This is a genomic window from Polaromonas sp. AER18D-145 (genome assembly GCF_002379095.1).
In the GTDB taxonomy this organism is placed as follows: Bacteria; Pseudomonadota; Gammaproteobacteria; order Burkholderiales; family Burkholderiaceae_C; genus Polaromonas.
The window spans coordinates 107,435-124,589 of record NZ_NBZV01000007.1 but is presented as its reverse complement, the minus strand read 5'-3'; the positions used below and the strand labels follow the sequence as shown (position 1 = coordinate 124,589).

The following is a 17,155-nucleotide window of genomic DNA, read 5'->3' as shown; positions in this document are numbered from 1 at the left end:
ACCCCCCCCCATGCCTTTTGATGACACTTCCGCCGCCCTGGTCCAGGCCCTGGGAGACCTGGGCCTGACGCTCTTTTTTGCGCTGCTGGCCTTGCTGCTGCCGGCCGCCACCCTGCTGTGGTGGCTGGTGCAGCGCTACGCGGTGCCAAGCAAGACCAGCAGACTGCCGGCCGGCGCCTTCTTGCTGATCCGGCTGGCATCGGGGTTTGCCGTGCTGGTGGGCGCAGCGGCTGTTTTTGCGGAAATTGCCGAAGCACTGGGGGATGGCCCACGCGCCGGCCAGCTCGACCAGTTGTTTTCAGACGCGCTTCGCGCCAGCACCGCCGGCTGGGCCCTGCAGGTTTTCGCGGGGATCACCCGGCTCGGCGACACCGCCACCCTGGCGGCAGGGGGTGTGGGGGTAGCGACGGTGCTGCTGCTGCGCGGCCGGCGCTGGCTGGCGCTTGGCTGGGTGCTGGCCATCAGCGGCAACGCCCTGCTCAACACCACGCTCAAGGCGCTGTTTGAAAGAACCCGGCCCGTGCACGACAGCGCCCTGGTGCACGCGGACGGCTGGAGTTTCCCGAGCGGGCACAGCTCCGGCTCGGTGGTGGTCTACGGCATGCTGGCCTACGTGCTGATCCACAGCCTGCCGCCGGACACGGCGCGGCGCGCGAGCCTGCCGCTGGTGCTGCTGGCTGCCGTCCTGGCGTTTTCGGTCGGTTGCAGCCGGGTCTTTCTCCAGGTCCATTTCGCCACCGACGTGCTCGCCGGATTTGCCTCCGGCACGGCCTGGCTGGCCGTCTGTGTGGCCAGCATCGAGCTGACGCGCCACTACGGCCGCACACGCGCCACCGCCCTGCGGTAAAACGCAAGCCTTGGGGAATTCATCGCCGGTCACCGGCTTGATGCCTGAAACACCGCTTCAGTGGTGGCAGAACACCGGCCGGCGCTTTTCCACGAAGGCGGCCGTGCCCTCCCGCGCATCCTGCGAAGCCACCGCAAGCATGAACTGCGCCGCCTCGATGGCCAGCCCCTCGTCGATGGACACATTGAGCCCCCGCGTCACGGCGCGCAGTGAGGCCGTCACGGCTATGGCGGAGTTCTCGGCGATGCGGTCTGCCATCTGCAGGCAGGCCGGCAGCAGTTCATGGGCCGGCACCACGTGGTTGACGAGGCCGAGCAACAGGGCTTCCTCGGCGCTGATGGCGTCGCCGGTCAGGATCATCTCGTTGGCGCGCTTGCGGCCTATGTGGCGTGGCAGGCGCTGCGTGCCGCCGAAAGGCGGTGGAAAACCCAGCCGGATTTCGGGTTTGGCAAAGCGCGCATGGTCGGCCGCGATCGCCAGGCTGCAGGCCTCCATGATCTCGCAGCCTCCGCCGAAGGCGATGCCGTTGACGGCCGCGATGATGGGCTTGGGGTAGTTCTCGATGCGCCGCGTCAGGGCCTGGCCGCGCATGACGAAGTTGCGGTAGGCCGCCTCGGGCGATGTGGCGACGTCGGGCGCAAAGCCCGCGATGTCGGCACCTGCGCTGAAGGCCTTGTCACCCTGCCCCGTCAGCACAAGACAGCGCACGCTGTCGTCGCGCTCCATGACGTTGAGTCTGTCCATGAGTTCGTCGATCAGTTCATAACTCAGCGCATTGAGCTTGTCGGGGCGGTTGAGGGTGAGCACCACCTGTTGGCCATGGCGTCCGGTTTCTATCAGCATGTTGTTTCCAGTGGGTTCCGGGCAGGGGTGGGCGGGGATAAAAATGACAGGACACCCCAACCGCGCGGGGCGCCCACAAAGTAGGTCGCGGCTTGCGGCGTGACAAAGGACTGGCCGCTCTCGAGCACGATGTCGCTGTCGCGGCGTCCGGCCAACGCATCGCTGGTGATCCAGAGGCAACCCCCGGTGCAGGTCAGGACCTGGTCGCGCCGCAGGCGCATGGGTTTGGGGATGGACCCGAGCGTCAACGGGGTTTGCGGGACACACATGGCAGCCTCCTTGAAAAGTGTGGTTTGATTCTTCCCTCGTCCCGGCCCGCGCGGCCGGATGGTTTGTCATCCGGGGTATTCCTGCCATTCATGCCATGCTGAGTCCTTCTTCTTCCCATGCGCTGCGCGCCATGTCGCTGGACGCGATACGCGGCTTTGAATCGGCAGCGCGGCACCTGAGCTTCACGGCAGCGGCCGAGGAGCTGTGCATCACGCAGTCGGCGGTCAGCAAGCAGATCAAAACCCTGGAAGACGCGCTGGGCAAAGCGCTGTTCCTGCGCGGCGGCAAGGGGCTGAGCCTCACGCCGCAGGGCCGCGAGCTTTATGAGGCGGCCCGCGCGGCGCTGGCGCAACTGGCCTCGGCCGTGGACCGCCTGCTGGCGGTCGACAGGGCGTCGGTGGCGGTCACCACCACGCCCTCATTCGCCGCGCTGTGGCTGGCGCCCAAACTCGCGAAATTCCAGCTGCTGGAGCCTGCCATTGATGTGCGTGTCGACGCCTCGGAAGCCCGGGTGAACCTGGAACGCGAAGGCATGGACCTGGCGGTGCGACTGAAGCCTGTGTTGCCCGGCGGCGAAGGCCCGCCGCCCCTGCTGCAGGAACAAGTCCTGCTGGTCGCGGCGCCGGCCGTCTCGGCGCGCATCCACTCGGCCACCGACATCCTGCACACGCCGCTGCTGGTGTACCACGACCCGGCCACGCGCTTTTCGTGGATGTCCTGGACGGCCTGGTACGAGCGCCTGGGCCTGCCGCAGTCGGCCCGGCAGCCTTGCCTGTATTTTTCGCAGTACGAACATGTGTTGACAGCCGCCGTGCAGGGCGCCGGGGTGGCCATAGGGCGCACGCCGCTGGTGCTGCCGCTGTTGGGCAGCGGCCAATTGAACGTGGTCCTGCCCGGCCACACAGTAGAGGGCCTGGGCTACCACATCGTCACGTCGGTCCACAGCGCCGAACGGCCGGCGGTGCAAAAATTCCGCGCCTGGCTGGAGCGCGAACTCGCGCTGGAAGCCATCGGTTGAGGCGACTCAGCGTGGGGGCTGGGTCCAGGCGCCGGTACCCTGCAGCACCGGCGACAACTCCGCCTCGCCCCAGCGCAGGGGCAAAGAAGATTCCACCAGGCGCATCGATTGCACCTTGAAATGCATCAGTCGCTGCGCACCGGCAAAGGATGACAGCTCCGGGCCGTCCCAGAGGATGCCGGCCGTCACGGCCAGGTAAAGCAGGTCGCCCTTGTCGAAATCAATGAACAGCAGCCCGGCACGCGGGTTCACTGCGATATTGCCCAGCGTGTTGAAGAAGTAGTTGCCGGTGAAGTCCGGCACCGTCAGCACGCCGCCTTCGCCCAGGCGCACAAAGCCGGGCTTGCCGCCGCGGTGCGACACGTCCACGCCTGCGGCACGGCCCGCCTGCACGCTGTCACCGGCATAGGCCGTGGCGATGAAAAACGTGTCGGCGCTGGTGATGATGATGCGCGCCGCGTCGTCGAGTTGCAACAACTCGTCCACCACCGGCGCGGCACCGGCGCGGTCTTCGAGATACACCGGCTCACGCGCCTGGATGTACTTGGGGCAGTTCCCAAAACTCTGGCGGACTTCCACCGAAAACCCTGATGCGTCCGCCCCACGCACCACGCCGTTCATGCGGTTGCGCCGCCGCGTGTGCGGCTCCAGCCCCAGCAGGCCGATGGCCGCGCCTTCTGCCAGGTTGACTGCCAGCGAATCACCGGGCAGCGGCCGCGCCCGAACGTCCAGTTGCCGCGGGTGGGGTGAACGCATGAAGCCCGGCGGCTGCGCCAGCACCGAGGCCCAGGGCTGGCCGCGCGCATCCACGGTGCCGGCGATCACAAAAGGCAACTGCTCGAAAAATGCGCGGTGCTGGTCCGGCATGAAGTCGCGGATCACGCGCGGACCGAGCTCGGCGAGCCGCTCCTGCACGCCCACACGCGCCTGCACCGCACGTTCGCCCTCATGAAACGTGGGAGCGGTCATGTACTCACCTGCGCGCCATGCGCCGCGGTATTCGCCTTGGGAACGGCCCGGCGGCTCATGCCGCCAGCCCGATGGGGGTTTTGCCCATGGGCACAAAACCAGGTAGAGCCTCGATGCGGGCCAGCCAGGCGCTCAGATTCGGGTAGGGTTCCAGCGAGACCCGGCCTTCGGGCGCGCGCGCCACATAGCTGTAGTTGGCGATGTCGGCCAGGGTCGGCGCAGGGCCGGCCAGAAAGTCGGACTGGCCCAGGTGCTGCTCCATCACCGCGAACAGGGCGTGGGCGCGCTCAATCGCTTCATGATTGGCCGGCCGCTTGAACAGTTCGGCCACACGCGCGGCCGACGGCCCGAAAGCGAGCTGGCCCGCAGCCACCGACAACCAGCGCTGCACACCGGCGGCCGCCAGCGGCTCACGCGGCAACCAGGCATCGGCATCGTCCGCATAACGCCCGGCGAGATACACCAGAATGGCGTTCGAATCAGCCAGCGTGATGTCGCCATCCTGGATCACCGGCACCTGGCCGAAGGCATTCATCGCGAGAAACTCCGGCGTTTTGTGCCCTTTAGCCACCAGGTCGACGTCCACGCACGCGTAGGGCAGGCCCAGCAGCGAAAGAAACAACTCCACCCGGTGCGAATGGCCGGAAATGACGGACCGATACAGCTTGATCGGCTGTGCGGGAGGCGCTTTGTGGCTGGGGCGTGGGGTTGAGGCAGGTGTCGAAGTCATGCGGGTCTTTCTGCAAGTTGTGCAAATTGGTAGGGAAGCCCGGATTCTGTTTGATTCGATATCCTGAATAAATGTGGTCAGATGCATTTGACTCATCCGATAAACGGATGAATATGGATTAGCATCCCGTGCATGGACAAGCTCCGGGCCATGCAGGCCTTTATTCACATTGCCGAGGAAGGCAGCCTCACGGCCGCGGCGCGGGTCATGGCGTCCTCCCTGCCTGCCATGGTCCGCACGCTTGCCGCTTTCGAGGCACAGCTCGGTGTGCGGCTGTTCAACCGGACCACGCGGCGCATCTCGCTGACCGACGAAGGCCGGCGCCACCTGGACAGCTGCCGGCAGATCCTCGCGGCGCTCGGTGATGCGGAAGCGGCCCTCTCGGCCGACGCGGCCGAGCCGGCAGGCCACCTCACCATCACCGCACCCATGCTGTTCGGCCAGATGCATGTGGCGCCTGCCGTGACGCGCTTTGTGCAGAAACACGAAAAAATGCGCTGCAGCGTGGTGCTGGCAGACCGCGTGGTCAACCTTCTTGAGGAAGGCATGGATGTCGGCATCCGCATTGGCGCCCTCGACGACTCCAGCCTGGTCGCCCAGCCGGTGGGACACATCCGGCGCGTGGTGGTGGCCAGCCCGGCCTGGCTGCGGCGCCATGGCGCACCCGGGCATCCCAGGGACCTGCTCAAGGCCAACTGCGTCCGTGTCACCGACCACGCACCGACCTGGGGACCCTTCAACGACCACGGCCGGCCACTGCGGCTGGCCGTCAGCGGCAACCTGGAGTTCAACCAGAATGCCCCGGCGGTGCAAGCCTGTGTCGCAGGCGTCGGCCTGGGCAGCTTTTTTTCCTACCAGGTGGCGCCCTTCCTGAAAAACAGACAGCTGCGCACGGTTCTGGAAGCGTTCGAGCCGCCGGTTCGCCCCATCAGCGTCGTTTACCCGCATGCCCGGCTGCTGCCCATGCGCACGCGCGTCTTCATCGAATGGATCAGGCACGAACTCCGGGAGTTTCAAACCTGAGCGCCGGCAATGGTTCTGAAGTTCAAGCATTCAATCAGCCCGCAGCCCAGGCGGGTATTACGAAAGCAGCTATCATTTTTATATCGGAAGCCCCGTCCCTTGCAGGCTCAAGGCGCTGCAGGCATGCTTGAGTCCTTTCCGGCAAGACCACAGAACACGACCCATGAAAAAATTTGACTTTGACCTGTTTGTCATCGGCGGCGGCAGCGGCGGCGTGCGCGCCGCGCGCATGGCCGCGCAGCGCGGCGTCCGTGTGGCGCTGGCCGAGGTGGCCGCCATGGGCGGCACCTGCGTCAACGTCGGCTGCATTCCGAAAAAGCTGTACAGCTATGCGGCGCACTACGCCGAGGCCTTTGAGGAGTCGCGCGGCTTCGGCTGGACCGGCGCGGCGCCAGTGTTCAACTGGGAGCGGCTCAAGACCAACCGGGCGCTGGAAATCTCGCGCCTCAACGGCGTGTACCTCCAGCTGCTCCAGGGCTCGGGCGTGCAGATCATCGAGGGCTGGGCCACCCTGGCCGACGCACACACGGTAGAAGTGGAAGGCAGCCGCTACACCGCCAAACACATCCTGGTCGCCACCGGCGGCCGGCCCAGCCTGCCCGAGGTGAAGGGCCGCGAGCTGGTCATCACCTCGGACCAGATTTTCGACATTGATCCTTTCCCCGCGCGACTGCTGGTGGTGGGCGGCGGCTACATCGCCTGCGAATTTGCCTCCATCTTCAACGGCCTGGGGTCCAAGGTCACCCAGCTGTACCGCGGCGCCCAGGTGTTGCGCGGCTTCGACGCGGAGGTGCGGGCCTTCGTGGCCGCGGAAATGGTCAAGACCGGCGTGGACTTGCGGCTGCACGCCGATGTGGCCGCCATCAGCCAGGCGGCGAACGGGCTGCACGTGCAACTGCAGGACGGCAGCAGCACCACGGTGGACGCCGTGCTGTACGCGACGGGCCGCCTGCCCAACGTGGCCGGCCTAGGCCTGGAAAACGCGGGCGTCCCGCTCAACCACCAGGGGGCGATCGAGGTCAATGCCCACTACCAGACCTCGGTGCCGTCGATCTACGCCCTGGGCGACGTGACCGCACGCATCCAGCTGACGCCGGTGGCGCTGGGCGAGGCCATGGTGGTGGTCGACCATCTGTTTGGCGCCGCGGCCGGCAAGAAGCCGCGCCGCATGAGTTACGACTTCATCCCGACCGCCGTGTTCACCCACCCGAACATTGGCACCGTGGGTTATTCGGAAGCCGATGCGCGCAAGGAATTCGGCAAGGTCAGCATTTACCGCAGTGAGTTCAAGGCGCTCAAACACACCCTGAGCGGCAGCACCGAGCGCACGCTGATGAAGCTGGTGGTGGACGATGCTTCGGACCGCGTGGTCGGCCTGCACATGGTGGGGGCCGACGCGGGCGAGGTGGTGCAGGGGTTTGCCGTGGCCATGAAAGCCGGTGCGACCAAGGCCATTTTCGACAGCACCATCGGCATCCACCCGACAGCGGCGGAGGAGTTTGTCACGATGCGCGAGCCGGTGAAAGAGCCGGCGCGTGCGCCCTGAGCCATCTGGCCGTCACGCCGGTGGTGCGCATTCCTCTTCGGGAAGGACCAGATTGGCGCGTTCGATCGCCGCATCAAAGGCGGCCAGCTCGGCATCCCCCTGAAAAGCGGGGCGGCTGTCCAGCGGGTGAAACACTTGGTGTTGCAGCCGCCGCAGGGCGTCGGACTGCGCCATCGCCTCCAGCACTTTTTGGGGCGTCATCATCAACATGAAAGGATTGGCGCTGGGGGCGTCGACTTGCATGGCAGCAACTCCTTGTACACAAGTTGGCACAGACAGGAACGTTTGAAGCAATGGGTGAACTTTAGGAGACGCAAAAAATTCCGGAAAGTCAGCCAACAGCCCGATCGTTTGTAGGTGTCTGGCTGACACACCCGTGGCGGGTCGGCAGGCCCCTGCACCGGCCTGCTCAGAATGCGCGCACGCCCTGGTGCCAGGCCGCTCGCACGATAGGCATGTCGCCGCTCATCCGGACCCGGATCAGGTCGGCGCGCAGGCCGGGGGCCAGCTCACCGCGGTCCGTCAGGCCGATGGCACGGGCCGGGTTACGCGTGACGGTGTTGACGGCCTTGGGCAGGCTCCAGCCGGCCGTGTCGCGCAGCAAAAACGCCGACTGCAGCAGGCTGGCGGGCACGTAGTCCGACGAAAAAATGTCGAGCAAATCAAGCTGCGCCAATTCAGCCGCCGACACATTGCCCGAATGCGAGCCGCCCTTGACCAGATTCGGGCCGCCCATGATGATGCCCATGCCCGCCTCACGGGCCGCCCGGGCGGCGGCCACGGTGGTCGGGAATTCCGAGATGGCAATGCCTTCCTGGCTGGCCTGCTCGACATGCGCCACCTCCGTGTCATCGTGGCTCGCCACCGGCAGGGCCCGGGCGCGGCTGCCGGCAATGACGGCCGCGCGGTTGGGTATGGCAAAACGCTCCTGATGCGCCCGGCGCTCCTGGATCAGGGTTTCATATTCCACGTCATTGAAGCTGCCGTAACGCTCGGCATACCGCCGGTACTTGCCGAGGTCGCGCCACTGGCGCTGGCCTGGCGTGTGGTCCATCACGCTGACCAGTTCGAGCAGGGAGTCGTCGGCATAGTGCTCGAACACCTCCACGATGTCGGGGGCCGAGACCTCGCAGCGCAGGTGCAGCAGGTGGTCGACCCGCAGCAGGCCTTCGGCGCGGCACTCGTGCAGGGCCTCGATCGATACATGCTGGGTCTGGCTGCGTGTGCCGCCCTGGTCCATGTCCCCGATCACGACCGAATCGAGCACCGTGATGATGCCGGCGGCCGCGCAGAGCGCGTCGTGCATGACCGTGGCGGAGTGGGCGTTCCACAACACGCCGGGGCGCGGCACCAGGTGTTTTTCGAGGTTGTCGGTGTGCAGCTCGACCAGGCCGGGCAGCAGCCAGTCGCCGGCCCAGTCTTGCGCGCCGGTCACCGAGGTGTCGCCGCGGGCTATGGAGCGGATGAGGCCGCCCTCGACCACCAGACAGCCGGTGAACTCTTCGTCGGCCGTGACAATTCTTGCGTTCCTGATGATTTTCTGCTTCATGGGGATCTTCCGGTTCAGTTTGATTTGCGATAGTGTTCGACATCCAGGCAGCGGCTGGCGACCGCTTCGCGCACTTCGTCGTCGTGAAAAATGCCAACGACGGCGGCCCCACGCGCACGTGCCGCATGAATCAACTCCACCACGACGCGGCGGTTGTCGGCATCCAGCGAGGCGGTCGGTTCGTCGAGCAGCAACACGGGATGGTTGGCAATCAGGCCGTGCGCGATGTTCACACGTTGCTGCTCACCGCCTGAAAATGTCGCGGGTGGCAGGTGCCACAGGCGCTCGTGCAGGTTCAGCCGCGCCAGCCATTGCGCGGCCTGGGCCTGCGCCTCGTCGGCGGCCACGCCGAGGCGGCGCAGTGGCTCGGCCACAATGTCCAGCGTCGAGACCCGGGGAATCACGCGCAGGAACTGCGAGACATAACCGAGCGTTCGGCGCCGTACATCCAGCACCTCGCGCGGCGGGGCCGCGGACAGGCTGATCCACTGCTCCTGATGGCGGATGCGCACCTCCCCGCTGCTGGCGCTGTAATTGCCGTACAGGCAGCGCAGCAGCGAACTTTTTCCGCTGCCGGAATGGCCGGTCAACGCCAGGCACTCGCCGGGGCCGACGCTCAGGCTGATGCCGGAAAAAACAGGCAGCGCCAGGCCGCCTCGCGCGTGCAGGGTGAAGGTCTTGGAGAGCTCGCTGGTTTCAAGGACAGAAGTCATGGTGATGCTCGGTAGCGAATCAGGGGGTGAGAACGGAAGACACCAGCAGCTGGGTGTAGGGATGCTGCGGGTCGTCGAGCACACGGTCGGTCAGGCCCTGCTCGACCACGCAGCCGTCTTTCATGACCAGCATGCGGTGCGCCAGCAGGCGCGCCACCGCGAGGTCGTGCGTGACAATCACGGCCGCCAGATGGAGCTGGTCAACCAGCTCGCGCAGCAGATCAAGCAACCGCGCCTGCACCGAGACATCCAGCCCGGTGGTCGGCTCGTCCATGAAGACCAGCCGCGGATGGGTCACCAGGTTGCGGGCAATCTGCAGGCGCTGCTGCATGCCGCCCGAGTAGGTGCCTGGCAGGTCGTCGATGCGGTCCACGTCGAGTTCGACACGTTCCATCCAGCTCAGGGCCTCGCCGCGCAGCTTGCCGTAATGGCGCGCGCCCAGGGCCATCATGCGTTCGCCGATGTTGGCGCCGCCCGAAACATTCATGCGCAGGCCGTCGCGTGCATGTTGTTCGACAAAGCCCCAGTCGGTGCGGGCCAGCCAGCGCAGCCGCGCTTCGGACAGCCCGGCCAGATCCACCAACCCGGACGCGCCGCGTGATGCGGCCAGGCCGTTGCCGGCCTCCTCCCGCAGGTCGTAATGCACCGACCCTTCGTCACACGCCAGGCGGGACGCCAGCAGGCGCAGCAACGTGGACTTGCCGGAGCCGGATTCACCCACGACGGCCAGCACCTCGCCGGGGTAAAGATCAAAACTCACGCCGCGGCAAGCCCAGCGCAGGCGCTGACCCTGCATGAACTGCTTGCCGGCGTCGCGTACGGACAGGAGAAGATCGCTGCTCATCGCGCGCCCTCCACCGCCGGGCGCGCCAGCGCGTCCGGCATCTGCACGGCCTGCTGCGTGCCCACATGCCCGGCCTCGCGACGCCCACTGCAGAAGTCACTGTCCGAACAAACAAACAGGCGGCTGCCTTCGTCATCCACAATCATTTCGTCGAGAAAACTTTCCGCAGCGCCACACAGGGCGCAGGCATGCTCCCAGCGCTGCACTTCAAACGGGTGATCCTCAAAATCCAGGCTGCGCACAGAGGTGTAGGGCGGGATGGCGTAAATGCGTTTTTCCCGGCCTGCCCCGAACAGCTGCAAGGCCGGGTTCATGTGCATCTTGGGGTTGTCGAACTTCGGTATCGGCGATGGCGAGGTCAGGTAGCGCTCATTGACCAGCACCGGGTAGTCGTAGGTCTTGGAAATGGCGCCGAGCTGGGCAATGTCCTCGTAGAGCTTGACGTTCATCAGGCCGTATTCCCCCAGCGCGTGCATGGTGATGGTTTCAAGGCGGCGCGGCTCCAGCCGGAACAGCGGCTCCGGCATGGGCACCTGGTAAACAATGGTCTGCGCTTCGGTCAAGGCGGCTTCCGGAATGCGGTGCCGCGTCTGGATGATGGTGGCCTCGGCCGTTTTCTCCGTGGTCGGCACGCCGGTGGTGCGCGCAAAAAAGCGGCGGATGTTGACCGCATTGGTCGTGTCGTCCGCACCCTGGTCAATCACCTTGAGGACATCCGTGCGGCCGATGATGCTGGCCGTGACCTGAACGCCACCCGTTCCCCAGCCGTAGGCGAAGGGCATTTCACGCGAGCCGAAAGGCACCTGATAGCCCGGAATGGCGACCGCCTTGAGCATGGCACGGCGGATCATCTTTTTGGTCCGCTCGTCAAGAAATCCGAAGTTGTAATGCTCGTCCATCATGCTGCTTTCTGTATCGCCGGTTCGGTGTGGGGGGTAGGCGCTCCACGGCCCTGGTCCGCGTGTTTGTCATCCTGCCCTTCCTGCGCATGGGCGGCGCGCAGCCGGCGCACCAGTTCCAGCTCGGACTGGAAGTCCACGTAATGCGGCAACTTCAGGTGCTGCACAAAGCCGGAGGCCTCCAGGCTGTCGGCATGGGACAGCACGAACTCCTCGTCCTGCGCCGGCGCCACGGCCAGCTCGCCCAGTTCGCGGGCACGCAGTGCGCGATCGACCAGCGCCATCGCCATGCTTTTGCGCTCGGCCCCGCCAAAAGCCAGGCCATAGCCTTGGGTGAATTGCGGCGGCACCTCGCGGTTGCCGGCAAACTGGTTGATCATCTGGCACTCGGTGACTTCCACCTCGCCGATGTCAATTGCGAAGCCAAGCTCGTCGGCCAGAATTTCCACCGACACGGTGCCGCGCCGGATTTCACCGGCAAACGGATGGGCATTGGCATATCCGCGCTGGGTGGAATAGCCCAGGCCCAGCAGCCAGCCTTCGTCGCCGCGCGCCAGGGCCTGCAGGCGCAGCGGCCGGTCGGCCGGAAACATCAGGGGCTCACGCGTCAGGTCGCCCGGCTCGCTGTCTGCGACGGGACGCGGTGTCTCCATCAGGCCTTCACGCGCCATCAATTCGTTGACACGCGGCATGCTGGCCGGCAAGGCCTGCGCCACGGCCTGGGGCGCAGGCTGCGCCTCGTCACTGCCACCTTCGGCCAACAGGGCAAAGTCCAGCAGGCGCTGGGTGTAGTCATAAGTGGCGCCGAGCACCTGACCGCCGGGCACATCCTTGAACGTGGCCGAGACGCGGCGTGTCAGCTTCATCTGTGCGGTGTCCAGCGGCAGGCTGTAGCCAAAACGCGGCAGCGTGGTGCGGTAGGCACGCAGCAGGAAAATCGCCTCGATCAAGTCGCCACTGGCCTGCTTGATCGCCAGAGCGGCCAGTTCGGGGTCGTACAGGGAGCCCTCGGACATGACACGATCCACCGCCAGCGACAGCTGCGCGCGGATCTGGGCAACCGACAGCTCCGGCAGCGAGGTATCACCACGGCGCTGCGCGGCGAGCAGGTGCCAGGAGTTCTCGATGGCGGCGGTGCCGCCCTTGACGGCTACATACATTAGGGATGCTCCTCATGATTTTCGCCGCGCGCGGCGTGGTTTTGCGGGATGAGCCGCGAGGCGAAAAACCCAAGGCAAGGCTGGACGCCTTGCCTGGTTTTGCAACGAAGTGGATCGCCCGCAAAACCACTCCCCTTCGGGTTCGAACCAAAACGGGCGCTTTGCCCACCAAGCCCCTTGCGTGTGCCTCGGCACACGCTGCGAGGTCTTGGCGAGCAAATCATCCCGTTTTGGACTCGAACGCGCATGGCGCAAATCATGAGGAGCATCCCTGGACTCCTTCCAGACGCCGCACGCGGGTCGTGCGCGGCAGCCCCAGCGCCAGGTCGGCGCAGGTAAAAACAATGTCCACCCCTTGCGGAAACGCGGCGTGGTTGGCTTGCCACTGCGTCCAGAAGTGGTCGGGCAGGCCGGCAATACGCACCGTCTGCATGTCCTGGATGCCGGGACCACGCCACTCGACGGCCGGGCCGTCCTCCAGCGAGGGCACTTCCACCAGCAAGGTGGCCGAGCGTTCGGGCGCTTCCGCCGAGCCTGGCGCAAAGCTGTCCAGCGGCGGCATGGCCGCCGCATCGACGAGCACGGCAAAAGCCGCCTCTTGCGGCGCAGCCGCCCGACCCGCCCCGGTGTGAAAACGCAGCCAGTCCGGGGCGGCGCCTTCACCGTGCGGCCACCATACCGGGGTGTCGTCGTCAGTCAGTGCAAGCAGCAGATGGGCCATGGCCGGACCCAGGGCCAGACCCTGCACCGGGCCGCCGAGAACGAAGCGCCGGCCCGGCCGTGACAACGCATCGAGCACACGGCGAAAAGCAGTCTGTGCGTCATGCACCGGATCGGCGAAGCCGGTACTCAGCGGATGGTTCTGCTTCATGCCTGGCCTCGCACAAACGTGAAAAACTCGACTTTCGACGCGGCCGCCGCGCGGCTGGTCGCGTCCCGCTGCGCGGCCTGTTGCCTGGCCAGCGGCTCGACCACCGCGTGCATGATGTCTGCGTGGCGCGTGGGGTCCTGCAGCAGCGCATCCACCACGGCAATCAGTTCGGCCTTGCGGCGGTCGCGCCCCAGGGCGTAACCCACGCCCAGCGCACCCGGGCCGACGCGCAGGGCACAACGCGTCACACTGGCCTCCCCGAGGTTGAAGGCGTCGCCGGTGCCGCCGACCCGGCCGCGCAGCATGACCATGCCCGATTCGGCAGGCCGGACATGCGCCAGTGGTGGCAGGTCGCCCAGGAGGACCCACGCCTTTTCAAGTTCGGGCCGGGTGGCGCGTGCGAGCACCGCCAGCCAGCGCCTGCGGGGTTCGTGGTTGGGCTTTATCGACTCGTTTGTCATACAGATGTCTAAATCAGTCACTAGAGTTGGGTTTGTCACTGCAAACAACCACAAGGGCTGCAGGAAGACCCTAGTTCAACCGGACAACATGACCAAATGATGACAAGCGAACGCCCTCTTTCCAGCGCGCCCGGCCGGCGCAGCGGTGTGGCTGTGTGGAAGCAGATTGCCGACACACTGGGCACCGAAATCCGTGACCGCGCCTTCACGGCGACCGGGCGCCTGCCCAGTGAAAACGAGCTCTCCACACGTTTTGGTGTGAACCGCCACACGCTGCGCCAGGCGGTCGCCGCCCTGCAGGGTGATGGTCTGGTGCGGATCGAACCGGGCCGTGGCACCTTCGTCCAGCACGAACTGCTCGACTACGTGTTGTCGCGCCGCACGCGCTTCAGCGAAAACCTCCAGCGCCAGGGGCTGTTGCCGAGCAAACAGCTGCTCACCGCCCGGGAGATGCCGGCACCCGAACGCGCGGCGCATGAACTCCGGCTGGGCAAGGGCGACAAGGTGCTGATGGTGGAAATGCTCGACGAGGCCAACGAGCAGCCGATCGCGCTGGCCACGGCCTACTACCCCGCCGGGCGATTCGCCGGCCTGCTCGACATGCTTGGCCGCGGCACCTGCACCACCGACATCCTCAGGCACTTCGGTGTCGAGGACTACGTGCGCGCCGAAAGCCGCGTCACCACCCAGATGCCGTCCGCTGAAACCGCACGGCTTCTGAAGCAGCCGCTGACGCGGCCGGTGCTGTGTGTCGAGTGCCTGGACGTCGACATGGCCGGCCTGCCGATCAAGTACGGGGAAACCGTGTTTTCCGGCGACCGGGTCCAGCTGGTGATCAATGCAGGAAATGACACGGGAGCAGGCGCATGAGCGCGCGTTACGCCATTTATTTTGCGCCGGACCGGCACTCGCCGTGGTGGGCATTTGGCGCGCACTGGCTGGGCCGCAACGAACACGACAACACGGCGCTGCCCCAGCCCTTGCTGGAAGGCTTGCCACCGGCGGAGTTTGCCGGCATCACTGCAGAGCCGCGGCGTTACGGCTTCCACGCCACGTTGAAAGCGCCCTTCAGGCTGTCAGCCGCGCACGACGAATCCGATCTGGTGGCACGCCTGGGCAGGCTGGCGCAGACACTGGCCCCGGTGGCGCTGGGACCGCTGCGCGGCGCCGCGCTGGGCAACTTCGTGGCCCTGATTCCCGAGACCGAGCCCGACGGCCTGCAGGCGCTGGCGGCGGCCTGCGTGGCCGGGCTCGACGACTTGCGCGCCCCGGCCGAGGCGGCAGAGCTGGCCCGCCGCCGCGCAGCCCTCCTGGATGCCCGCGAAACCGAGCTGCTGGACCTGTATGGCTACCCCTATGTGATGGACAGGTTTCGCCTGCATCTGACATTGACCGGCCCTGTCAACGGGACTCTCGCCCAGCAGGTCTGCCGGGCGGTCGCTGCAGACGTGGACCGACTCAATACCCGGGCCCCCCTGGTCCTGGACCGGCTCTGCCTGTTTGTCGAACGGAACCCGGGCGCGCCGTTTCAGCGTGTCATGGATGTCAGGCTGGGGGCATGAGCGGCCTCTGGGTGTTTGTCTGCGGACCGTCCGGTTCCGGCAAGGACAGCGTGATCGACGCTGCGCGACAGGCGCTTAGCGGGCGGTCCGACATCGTCTTTGCACGTCGCATGGTGACGCGCCCCGTGCAGCCGGGCTCCGACCACGATCCGGTCACGGCGCCGGCCTTTGCCGGACTGCTGCAGGCAGGCGGCCTTAGCTGGCACTGGCAGGCGCACGGATTTTGCTACGGCATCGCCAGCCATTACGCCGACGCTGTCCGGGCCGGATGCCTCGTGGTCGTCAACGGCTCACGCGCGCATGTCAACAATTTGCCGCCTTCATCCGGTCTGCGGGTGGTCCGGATCAGCACCGACCCGGAACGCCTGGCCATCCGCCTGGCGCAACGGGGGCGCGATAGCGAGATGGCCGTTGCCGAGAGACTGGCGCGCAACGCAACTTTTGCCGGCATGCCAGCCGACTGCGTCATCGTCAACAATGAAGCGCTGGCCGACGCCGGCCAGCGCCTGGCGGATTACCTGACCGGCTCCGCCAGGCCGGCAGAGGCGGCCTGTTTAAGAACACCGAGGTAGTGAGCCCAATCGGGCGGCGTCGCCACAGGGTCCTTGGCCTGGTCGTCCCAGCGCCGCAGCGCCACCGCATCGGCGGCAAAGGCCTGCGCCATGAAGGCGGCGGCTTCCTCCCCGGAAAACGGGCCGCCCTGCAGCGCCAGGCTGCGCTGCGACGCCGGTGACAGGCTGGCCTGGTAACGGCTGTCCACCTGGCAGAGATAGCGCTTGGCGTCCACATGCATGCGAATGGGTTCGAGCACGGCGTCCGGGAAGACACCGCGCAAAAACGGCAACGCCAGGTACTGGTGCAGGTCGTCAACACCCGCTTCCTTCGCCGGTTCCCGCTGGACGAGCAAGTGGCCGAGGTCGTGCAGCAGCGCGGCCGCAACCAGTTCAGGGGACGCGCCCGAGCGCTCGGCCAGATGGGCGCACTGCAACGCATGCTGGAGCTGGTTGATTGCCTCACCGCCGTACTGCGCGGCCCCCCGCGTTTGAAACAGTGCCGTGATCTCTTCTACTGTCAATGCCATGAAAGTTCCTGCCTAGACCAGCGCTTTGCGGATACGCGCCGAGATCAGGTCGATCACACTGACGGTGACCACGATGATGATCATCACGGCGCAGGTTTCGGCATACTGAAAGCCGCGAATGATCTCCCACAACACGACACCGATGCCACCGGCGCCCACCATGCCCACCACCGAAGCGGAACGCACATTGGACTCGAAGCGGTACAGCGTGTAGGAAATCCAGAGCGGCAACACCTGCGGAATCACGCCGTAGAAGATTTCCTCCAGCGCGTGGGCACCCGTGGCACGTATGCCCTCGACGGGTTGCGGGTCGATCGATTCCACCGCTTCGGAAAACAGCTTGGCCAGAATGCCGGTGGTGTGAATCCACAGTGCCAGCACGCCGGCAAACGGGCCCAGGCCCACGGCCACAATGAACAACATGGCAAACACCATCTCGTTGATGGCGCGCGCCGCGTCCATCAAGCGACGAATGGGCTGGCGCACCCAGACCGGCGCAATATTGGCCGAGGACAGCAGGGCCAGCGGCACCGCGCAGACCACGGCCAGGGCCGTGCCCCACAGGGCGATTTGCACCGTCACCACCATCTCGTCCAGATAGTAGGACCACTGGTTGAAGTTGGGCGGGAAGAAGCTGGCCGCGTACTCGGCCATGTTGCCGGAATCGCGCAGCAGGTCCAGGGGGCGCATGTCCGCGCCTTTCCAGGACAGGGCCAGCAAGGCCAGCAAGACGCCCCAGGCCATCAGGCCCAGCAGGCTGGCGCGCGGC

21 protein-coding genes are annotated in these 17,155 nt (G+C 66.2%); 7 read left to right on the top strand and 14 right to left on the bottom strand.

Annotated features, from left to right (window positions below; genetic code table 11):
• On the top strand, positions 1-847 hold an 847-nt coding region (locus B7G52_RS06235), incomplete at its 5' end, for a phosphatase PAP2 family protein (RefSeq protein ID WP_205853029.1).
• Between the two features lie 57 nt (positions 848-904).
• Here B7G52_RS06235 and B7G52_RS06230 read toward each other — a convergent pair.
• Both B7G52_RS06230 and B7G52_RS06225 read right to left on the bottom strand, forming a co-directional pair.
• Positions 905-1,690, bottom strand: coding sequence for a crotonase/enoyl-CoA hydratase family protein (locus B7G52_RS06230; protein WP_096696769.1), 786 nt, complete (start codon positions 1,688-1,690; stop codon positions 905-907).
• The gene (locus B7G52_RS06225) at positions 1,684-1,959 is read right to left on the bottom strand and encodes a DUF2917 domain-containing protein (RefSeq protein WP_096696768.1); all 276 of its coding nucleotides are present in this window, start codon (positions 1,957-1,959) and stop codon (positions 1,684-1,686) included. Before B7G52_RS06225 ends, B7G52_RS06230 begins: the two co-directional genes overlap by 7 nt.
• Before the next feature lie 95 nt (positions 1,960-2,054).
• Here B7G52_RS06225 and B7G52_RS06220 point away from each other — a divergent pair, with 95 nt between their 5' ends.
• Positions 2,055-2,978 (top strand): LysR substrate-binding domain-containing protein, encoded by a 924-nt coding sequence (locus tag B7G52_RS06220; protein WP_096696784.1) that lies wholly within the window; start codon positions 2,055-2,057, stop codon positions 2,976-2,978.
• A gap of 6 nt (positions 2,979-2,984) precedes the next feature.
• Here the strand turns inward: B7G52_RS06220 and B7G52_RS06215 are convergent, their stop codons facing one another.
• Positions 2,985-3,947, bottom strand: a complete 963-nt coding sequence (locus B7G52_RS06215) for a pyridoxamine 5'-phosphate oxidase family protein (protein ID WP_096696767.1) — start codon at positions 3,945-3,947, stop codon at positions 2,985-2,987.
• 55 nt (positions 3,948-4,002) lie between these two features.
• The gene (locus B7G52_RS06210) at positions 4,003-4,677 is read right to left on the bottom strand and encodes a glutathione S-transferase family protein (RefSeq protein ID WP_096696766.1); all 675 of its coding nucleotides are present in this window, start codon (positions 4,675-4,677) and stop codon (positions 4,003-4,005) included.
• A 132-nt stretch (positions 4,678-4,809) separates the two neighbouring features.
• Here B7G52_RS06210 and B7G52_RS06205 point away from each other — a divergent pair, with 132 nt between their 5' ends.
• Positions 4,810-5,700, top strand: a complete 891-nt coding sequence (locus B7G52_RS06205) for a LysR family transcriptional regulator (protein ID WP_096696765.1) — start codon at positions 4,810-4,812, stop codon at positions 5,698-5,700.
• Positions 5,701-5,863: 163 nt separating this feature from the next.
• Positions 5,864-7,246, top strand: a complete 1,383-nt coding sequence (gorA, locus tag B7G52_RS06200) for a glutathione-disulfide reductase (RefSeq protein WP_096696764.1) — start codon at positions 5,864-5,866, stop codon at positions 7,244-7,246.
• 12 nt (positions 7,247-7,258) lie between these two features.
• Here gorA and B7G52_RS06195 read toward each other — a convergent pair whose 3' ends face one another.
• The 8 genes from B7G52_RS06195 to phnG form a co-directional block, all read right to left on the bottom strand.
• A complete protein-coding gene (locus B7G52_RS06195) occupies positions 7,259-7,489 on the bottom strand; it encodes a hypothetical protein (RefSeq protein WP_096696763.1) in 231 nt (76 codons plus the stop codon).
• 166 nt (positions 7,490-7,655) lie between these two features.
• Positions 7,656-8,795 (bottom strand): alpha-D-ribose 1-methylphosphonate 5-triphosphate diphosphatase, encoded by a 1,140-nt coding sequence (locus B7G52_RS06190; RefSeq protein ID WP_096696762.1) that lies wholly within the window; start codon positions 8,793-8,795, stop codon positions 7,656-7,658.
• A 14-nt stretch (positions 8,796-8,809) separates the two neighbouring features.
• Complete coding sequence (phnL, locus tag B7G52_RS06185; RefSeq protein WP_096696761.1) at positions 8,810-9,508, bottom strand: phosphonate C-P lyase system protein PhnL; 699 nt, start codon at positions 9,506-9,508, stop codon at positions 8,810-8,812.
• Positions 9,509-9,527: 19 nt separating this feature from the next.
• Positions 9,528-10,352 carry a phosphonate C-P lyase system protein PhnK gene (phnK, locus tag B7G52_RS06180; protein ID WP_096696760.1) on the bottom strand — a complete coding sequence of 275 codons (825 nt, stop codon included), beginning with the start codon at positions 10,350-10,352 and terminating at the stop codon, positions 9,528-9,530.
• Positions 10,349-11,254 carry an alpha-D-ribose 1-methylphosphonate 5-phosphate C-P-lyase PhnJ gene (locus B7G52_RS06175; protein WP_096696759.1) on the bottom strand — a complete coding sequence of 302 codons (906 nt, stop codon included), beginning with the start codon at positions 11,252-11,254 and terminating at the stop codon, positions 10,349-10,351. Before B7G52_RS06175 ends, phnK begins: the two co-directional genes overlap by 4 nt.
• Positions 11,251-12,411: a carbon-phosphorus lyase complex subunit PhnI gene (locus tag B7G52_RS06170; protein WP_096696758.1), complete on the bottom strand. Its 1,161-nt coding sequence runs from the start codon at positions 12,409-12,411 to the stop codon at positions 11,251-11,253. The genes B7G52_RS06175 and B7G52_RS06170 overlap by 4 nt, the downstream gene beginning before the upstream one ends.
• A gap of 256 nt (positions 12,412-12,667) precedes the next feature.
• Positions 12,668-13,282 carry a phosphonate C-P lyase system protein PhnH gene (phnH, locus tag B7G52_RS06165; RefSeq protein ID WP_096696757.1) on the bottom strand — a complete coding sequence of 205 codons (615 nt, stop codon included), beginning with the start codon at positions 13,280-13,282 and terminating at the stop codon, positions 12,668-12,670.
• Entirely contained in the window at positions 13,279-13,743 is a 465-nt protein-coding gene (gene phnG / locus B7G52_RS06160) for a phosphonate C-P lyase system protein PhnG (protein WP_096696756.1), read from the bottom strand. The genes phnH and phnG overlap by 4 nt, the downstream gene beginning before the upstream one ends.
• 96 nt (positions 13,744-13,839) lie before the next feature.
• Between phnG and phnF the strand changes: the two genes are divergently transcribed.
• The 3 genes from phnF to phnN are packed head-to-tail and all read left to right on the top strand — an operon-like array spanning position 13,840 to position 15,877.
• Positions 13,840-14,613, top strand: a complete 774-nt coding sequence (gene phnF, locus B7G52_RS06155) for a phosphonate metabolism transcriptional regulator PhnF (RefSeq protein ID WP_240523339.1) — start codon at positions 13,840-13,842, stop codon at positions 14,611-14,613.
• Positions 14,610-15,305 (top strand): DUF1045 domain-containing protein, encoded by a 696-nt coding sequence (locus B7G52_RS06150; protein WP_096696755.1) that lies wholly within the window; start codon positions 14,610-14,612, stop codon positions 15,303-15,305. Before phnF ends, B7G52_RS06150 begins: the two co-directional genes overlap by 4 nt.
• The gene (phnN, locus tag B7G52_RS06145) at positions 15,302-15,877 is read left to right on the top strand and encodes a phosphonate metabolism protein/1,5-bisphosphokinase (PRPP-forming) PhnN (protein ID WP_096696754.1); all 576 of its coding nucleotides are present in this window, start codon (positions 15,302-15,304) and stop codon (positions 15,875-15,877) included. The genes B7G52_RS06150 and phnN overlap by 4 nt, the downstream gene beginning before the upstream one ends.
• On the opposite strand, the gene B7G52_RS06140 is transcribed toward phnN, so the two are convergent.
• Positions 15,820-16,386 (bottom strand): phosphonate degradation HD-domain oxygenase, encoded by a 567-nt coding sequence (locus B7G52_RS06140; RefSeq protein WP_096696753.1) that lies wholly within the window; start codon positions 16,384-16,386, stop codon positions 15,820-15,822. The genes phnN and B7G52_RS06140 overlap by 58 nt on opposite strands.
• Positions 16,387-16,398: 12 nt before the next feature.
• Complete coding sequence (gene phnE / locus B7G52_RS06135; protein WP_096696782.1) at positions 16,399-17,130, bottom strand: phosphonate ABC transporter, permease protein PhnE; 732 nt, start codon at positions 17,128-17,130, stop codon at positions 16,399-16,401.
• Between the last annotated feature and the right edge of the window lie 25 nt (positions 17,131-17,155).

Excerpts from the sequence above, each read along its gene's own strand:
- B7G52_RS06190 (WP_096696762.1), bottom strand. The coding sequence starts at position 8,795 with ATGAAGCAGAAAATCATCAGGAACGCAAGAATTGTCACGGCCGACGAA.
- B7G52_RS06215 (WP_096696767.1), bottom strand. The coding sequence starts at position 3,947 with ATGACCGCTCCCACGTTTCATGAGGGCGAACGTGCGGTGCAGGCGCGT.
- phnK (WP_096696760.1), bottom strand. The coding sequence starts at position 10,352 with ATGAGCAGCGATCTTCTCCTGTCCGTACGCGACGCCGGCAAGCAGTTC.
- B7G52_RS06170 (WP_096696758.1), bottom strand. The coding sequence starts at position 12,411 with ATGTATGTAGCCGTCAAGGGCGGCACCGCCGCCATCGAGAACTCCTGG.
- B7G52_RS06210 (WP_096696766.1), bottom strand. The coding sequence starts at position 4,677 with ATGACTTCGACACCTGCCTCAACCCCACGCCCCAGCCACAAAGCGCCT.
- B7G52_RS06230 (WP_096696769.1), bottom strand. The coding sequence starts at position 1,690 with ATGCTGATAGAAACCGGACGCCATGGCCAACAGGTGGTGCTCACCCTC.
- gorA (WP_096696764.1), top strand. The coding sequence starts at position 5,864 with ATGAAAAAATTTGACTTTGACCTGTTTGTCATCGGCGGCGGCAGCGGC.
- phnF (WP_240523339.1), top strand. The coding sequence starts at position 13,840 with ATGATGACAAGCGAACGCCCTCTTTCCAGCGCGCCCGGCCGGCGCAGC.
- B7G52_RS06175 (WP_096696759.1), bottom strand. The coding sequence starts at position 11,254 with ATGATGGACGAGCATTACAACTTCGGATTTCTTGACGAGCGGACCAAA.
- B7G52_RS06225 (WP_096696768.1), bottom strand. The coding sequence starts at position 1,959 with ATGTGTGTCCCGCAAACCCCGTTGACGCTCGGGTCCATCCCCAAACCC.
- phnL (WP_096696761.1), bottom strand. The coding sequence starts at position 9,508 with ATGACTTCTGTCCTTGAAACCAGCGAGCTCTCCAAGACCTTCACCCTG.
- B7G52_RS06220 (WP_096696784.1), top strand. The coding sequence starts at position 2,055 with ATGCTGAGTCCTTCTTCTTCCCATGCGCTGCGCGCCATGTCGCTGGAC.
- B7G52_RS06195 (WP_096696763.1), bottom strand. The coding sequence starts at position 7,489 with ATGCAAGTCGACGCCCCCAGCGCCAATCCTTTCATGTTGATGATGACG.
- B7G52_RS06140 (WP_096696753.1), bottom strand. The coding sequence starts at position 16,386 with ATGGCATTGACAGTAGAAGAGATCACGGCACTGTTTCAAACGCGGGGG.
- B7G52_RS06205 (WP_096696765.1), top strand. The coding sequence starts at position 4,810 with ATGGACAAGCTCCGGGCCATGCAGGCCTTTATTCACATTGCCGAGGAA.
- B7G52_RS06150 (WP_096696755.1), top strand. The coding sequence starts at position 14,610 with ATGAGCGCGCGTTACGCCATTTATTTTGCGCCGGACCGGCACTCGCCG.
- phnE (WP_096696782.1), bottom strand. The coding sequence starts at position 17,130 with ATGGCCTGGGGCGTCTTGCTGGCCTTGCTGGCCCTGTCCTGGAAAGGC.
- phnH (WP_096696757.1), bottom strand. The coding sequence starts at position 13,282 with ATGAAGCAGAACCATCCGCTGAGTACCGGCTTCGCCGATCCGGTGCAT.
- phnG (WP_096696756.1), bottom strand. The coding sequence starts at position 13,743 with ATGACAAACGAGTCGATAAAGCCCAACCACGAACCCCGCAGGCGCTGG.
- phnN (WP_096696754.1), top strand. The coding sequence starts at position 15,302 with ATGAGCGGCCTCTGGGTGTTTGTCTGCGGACCGTCCGGTTCCGGCAAG.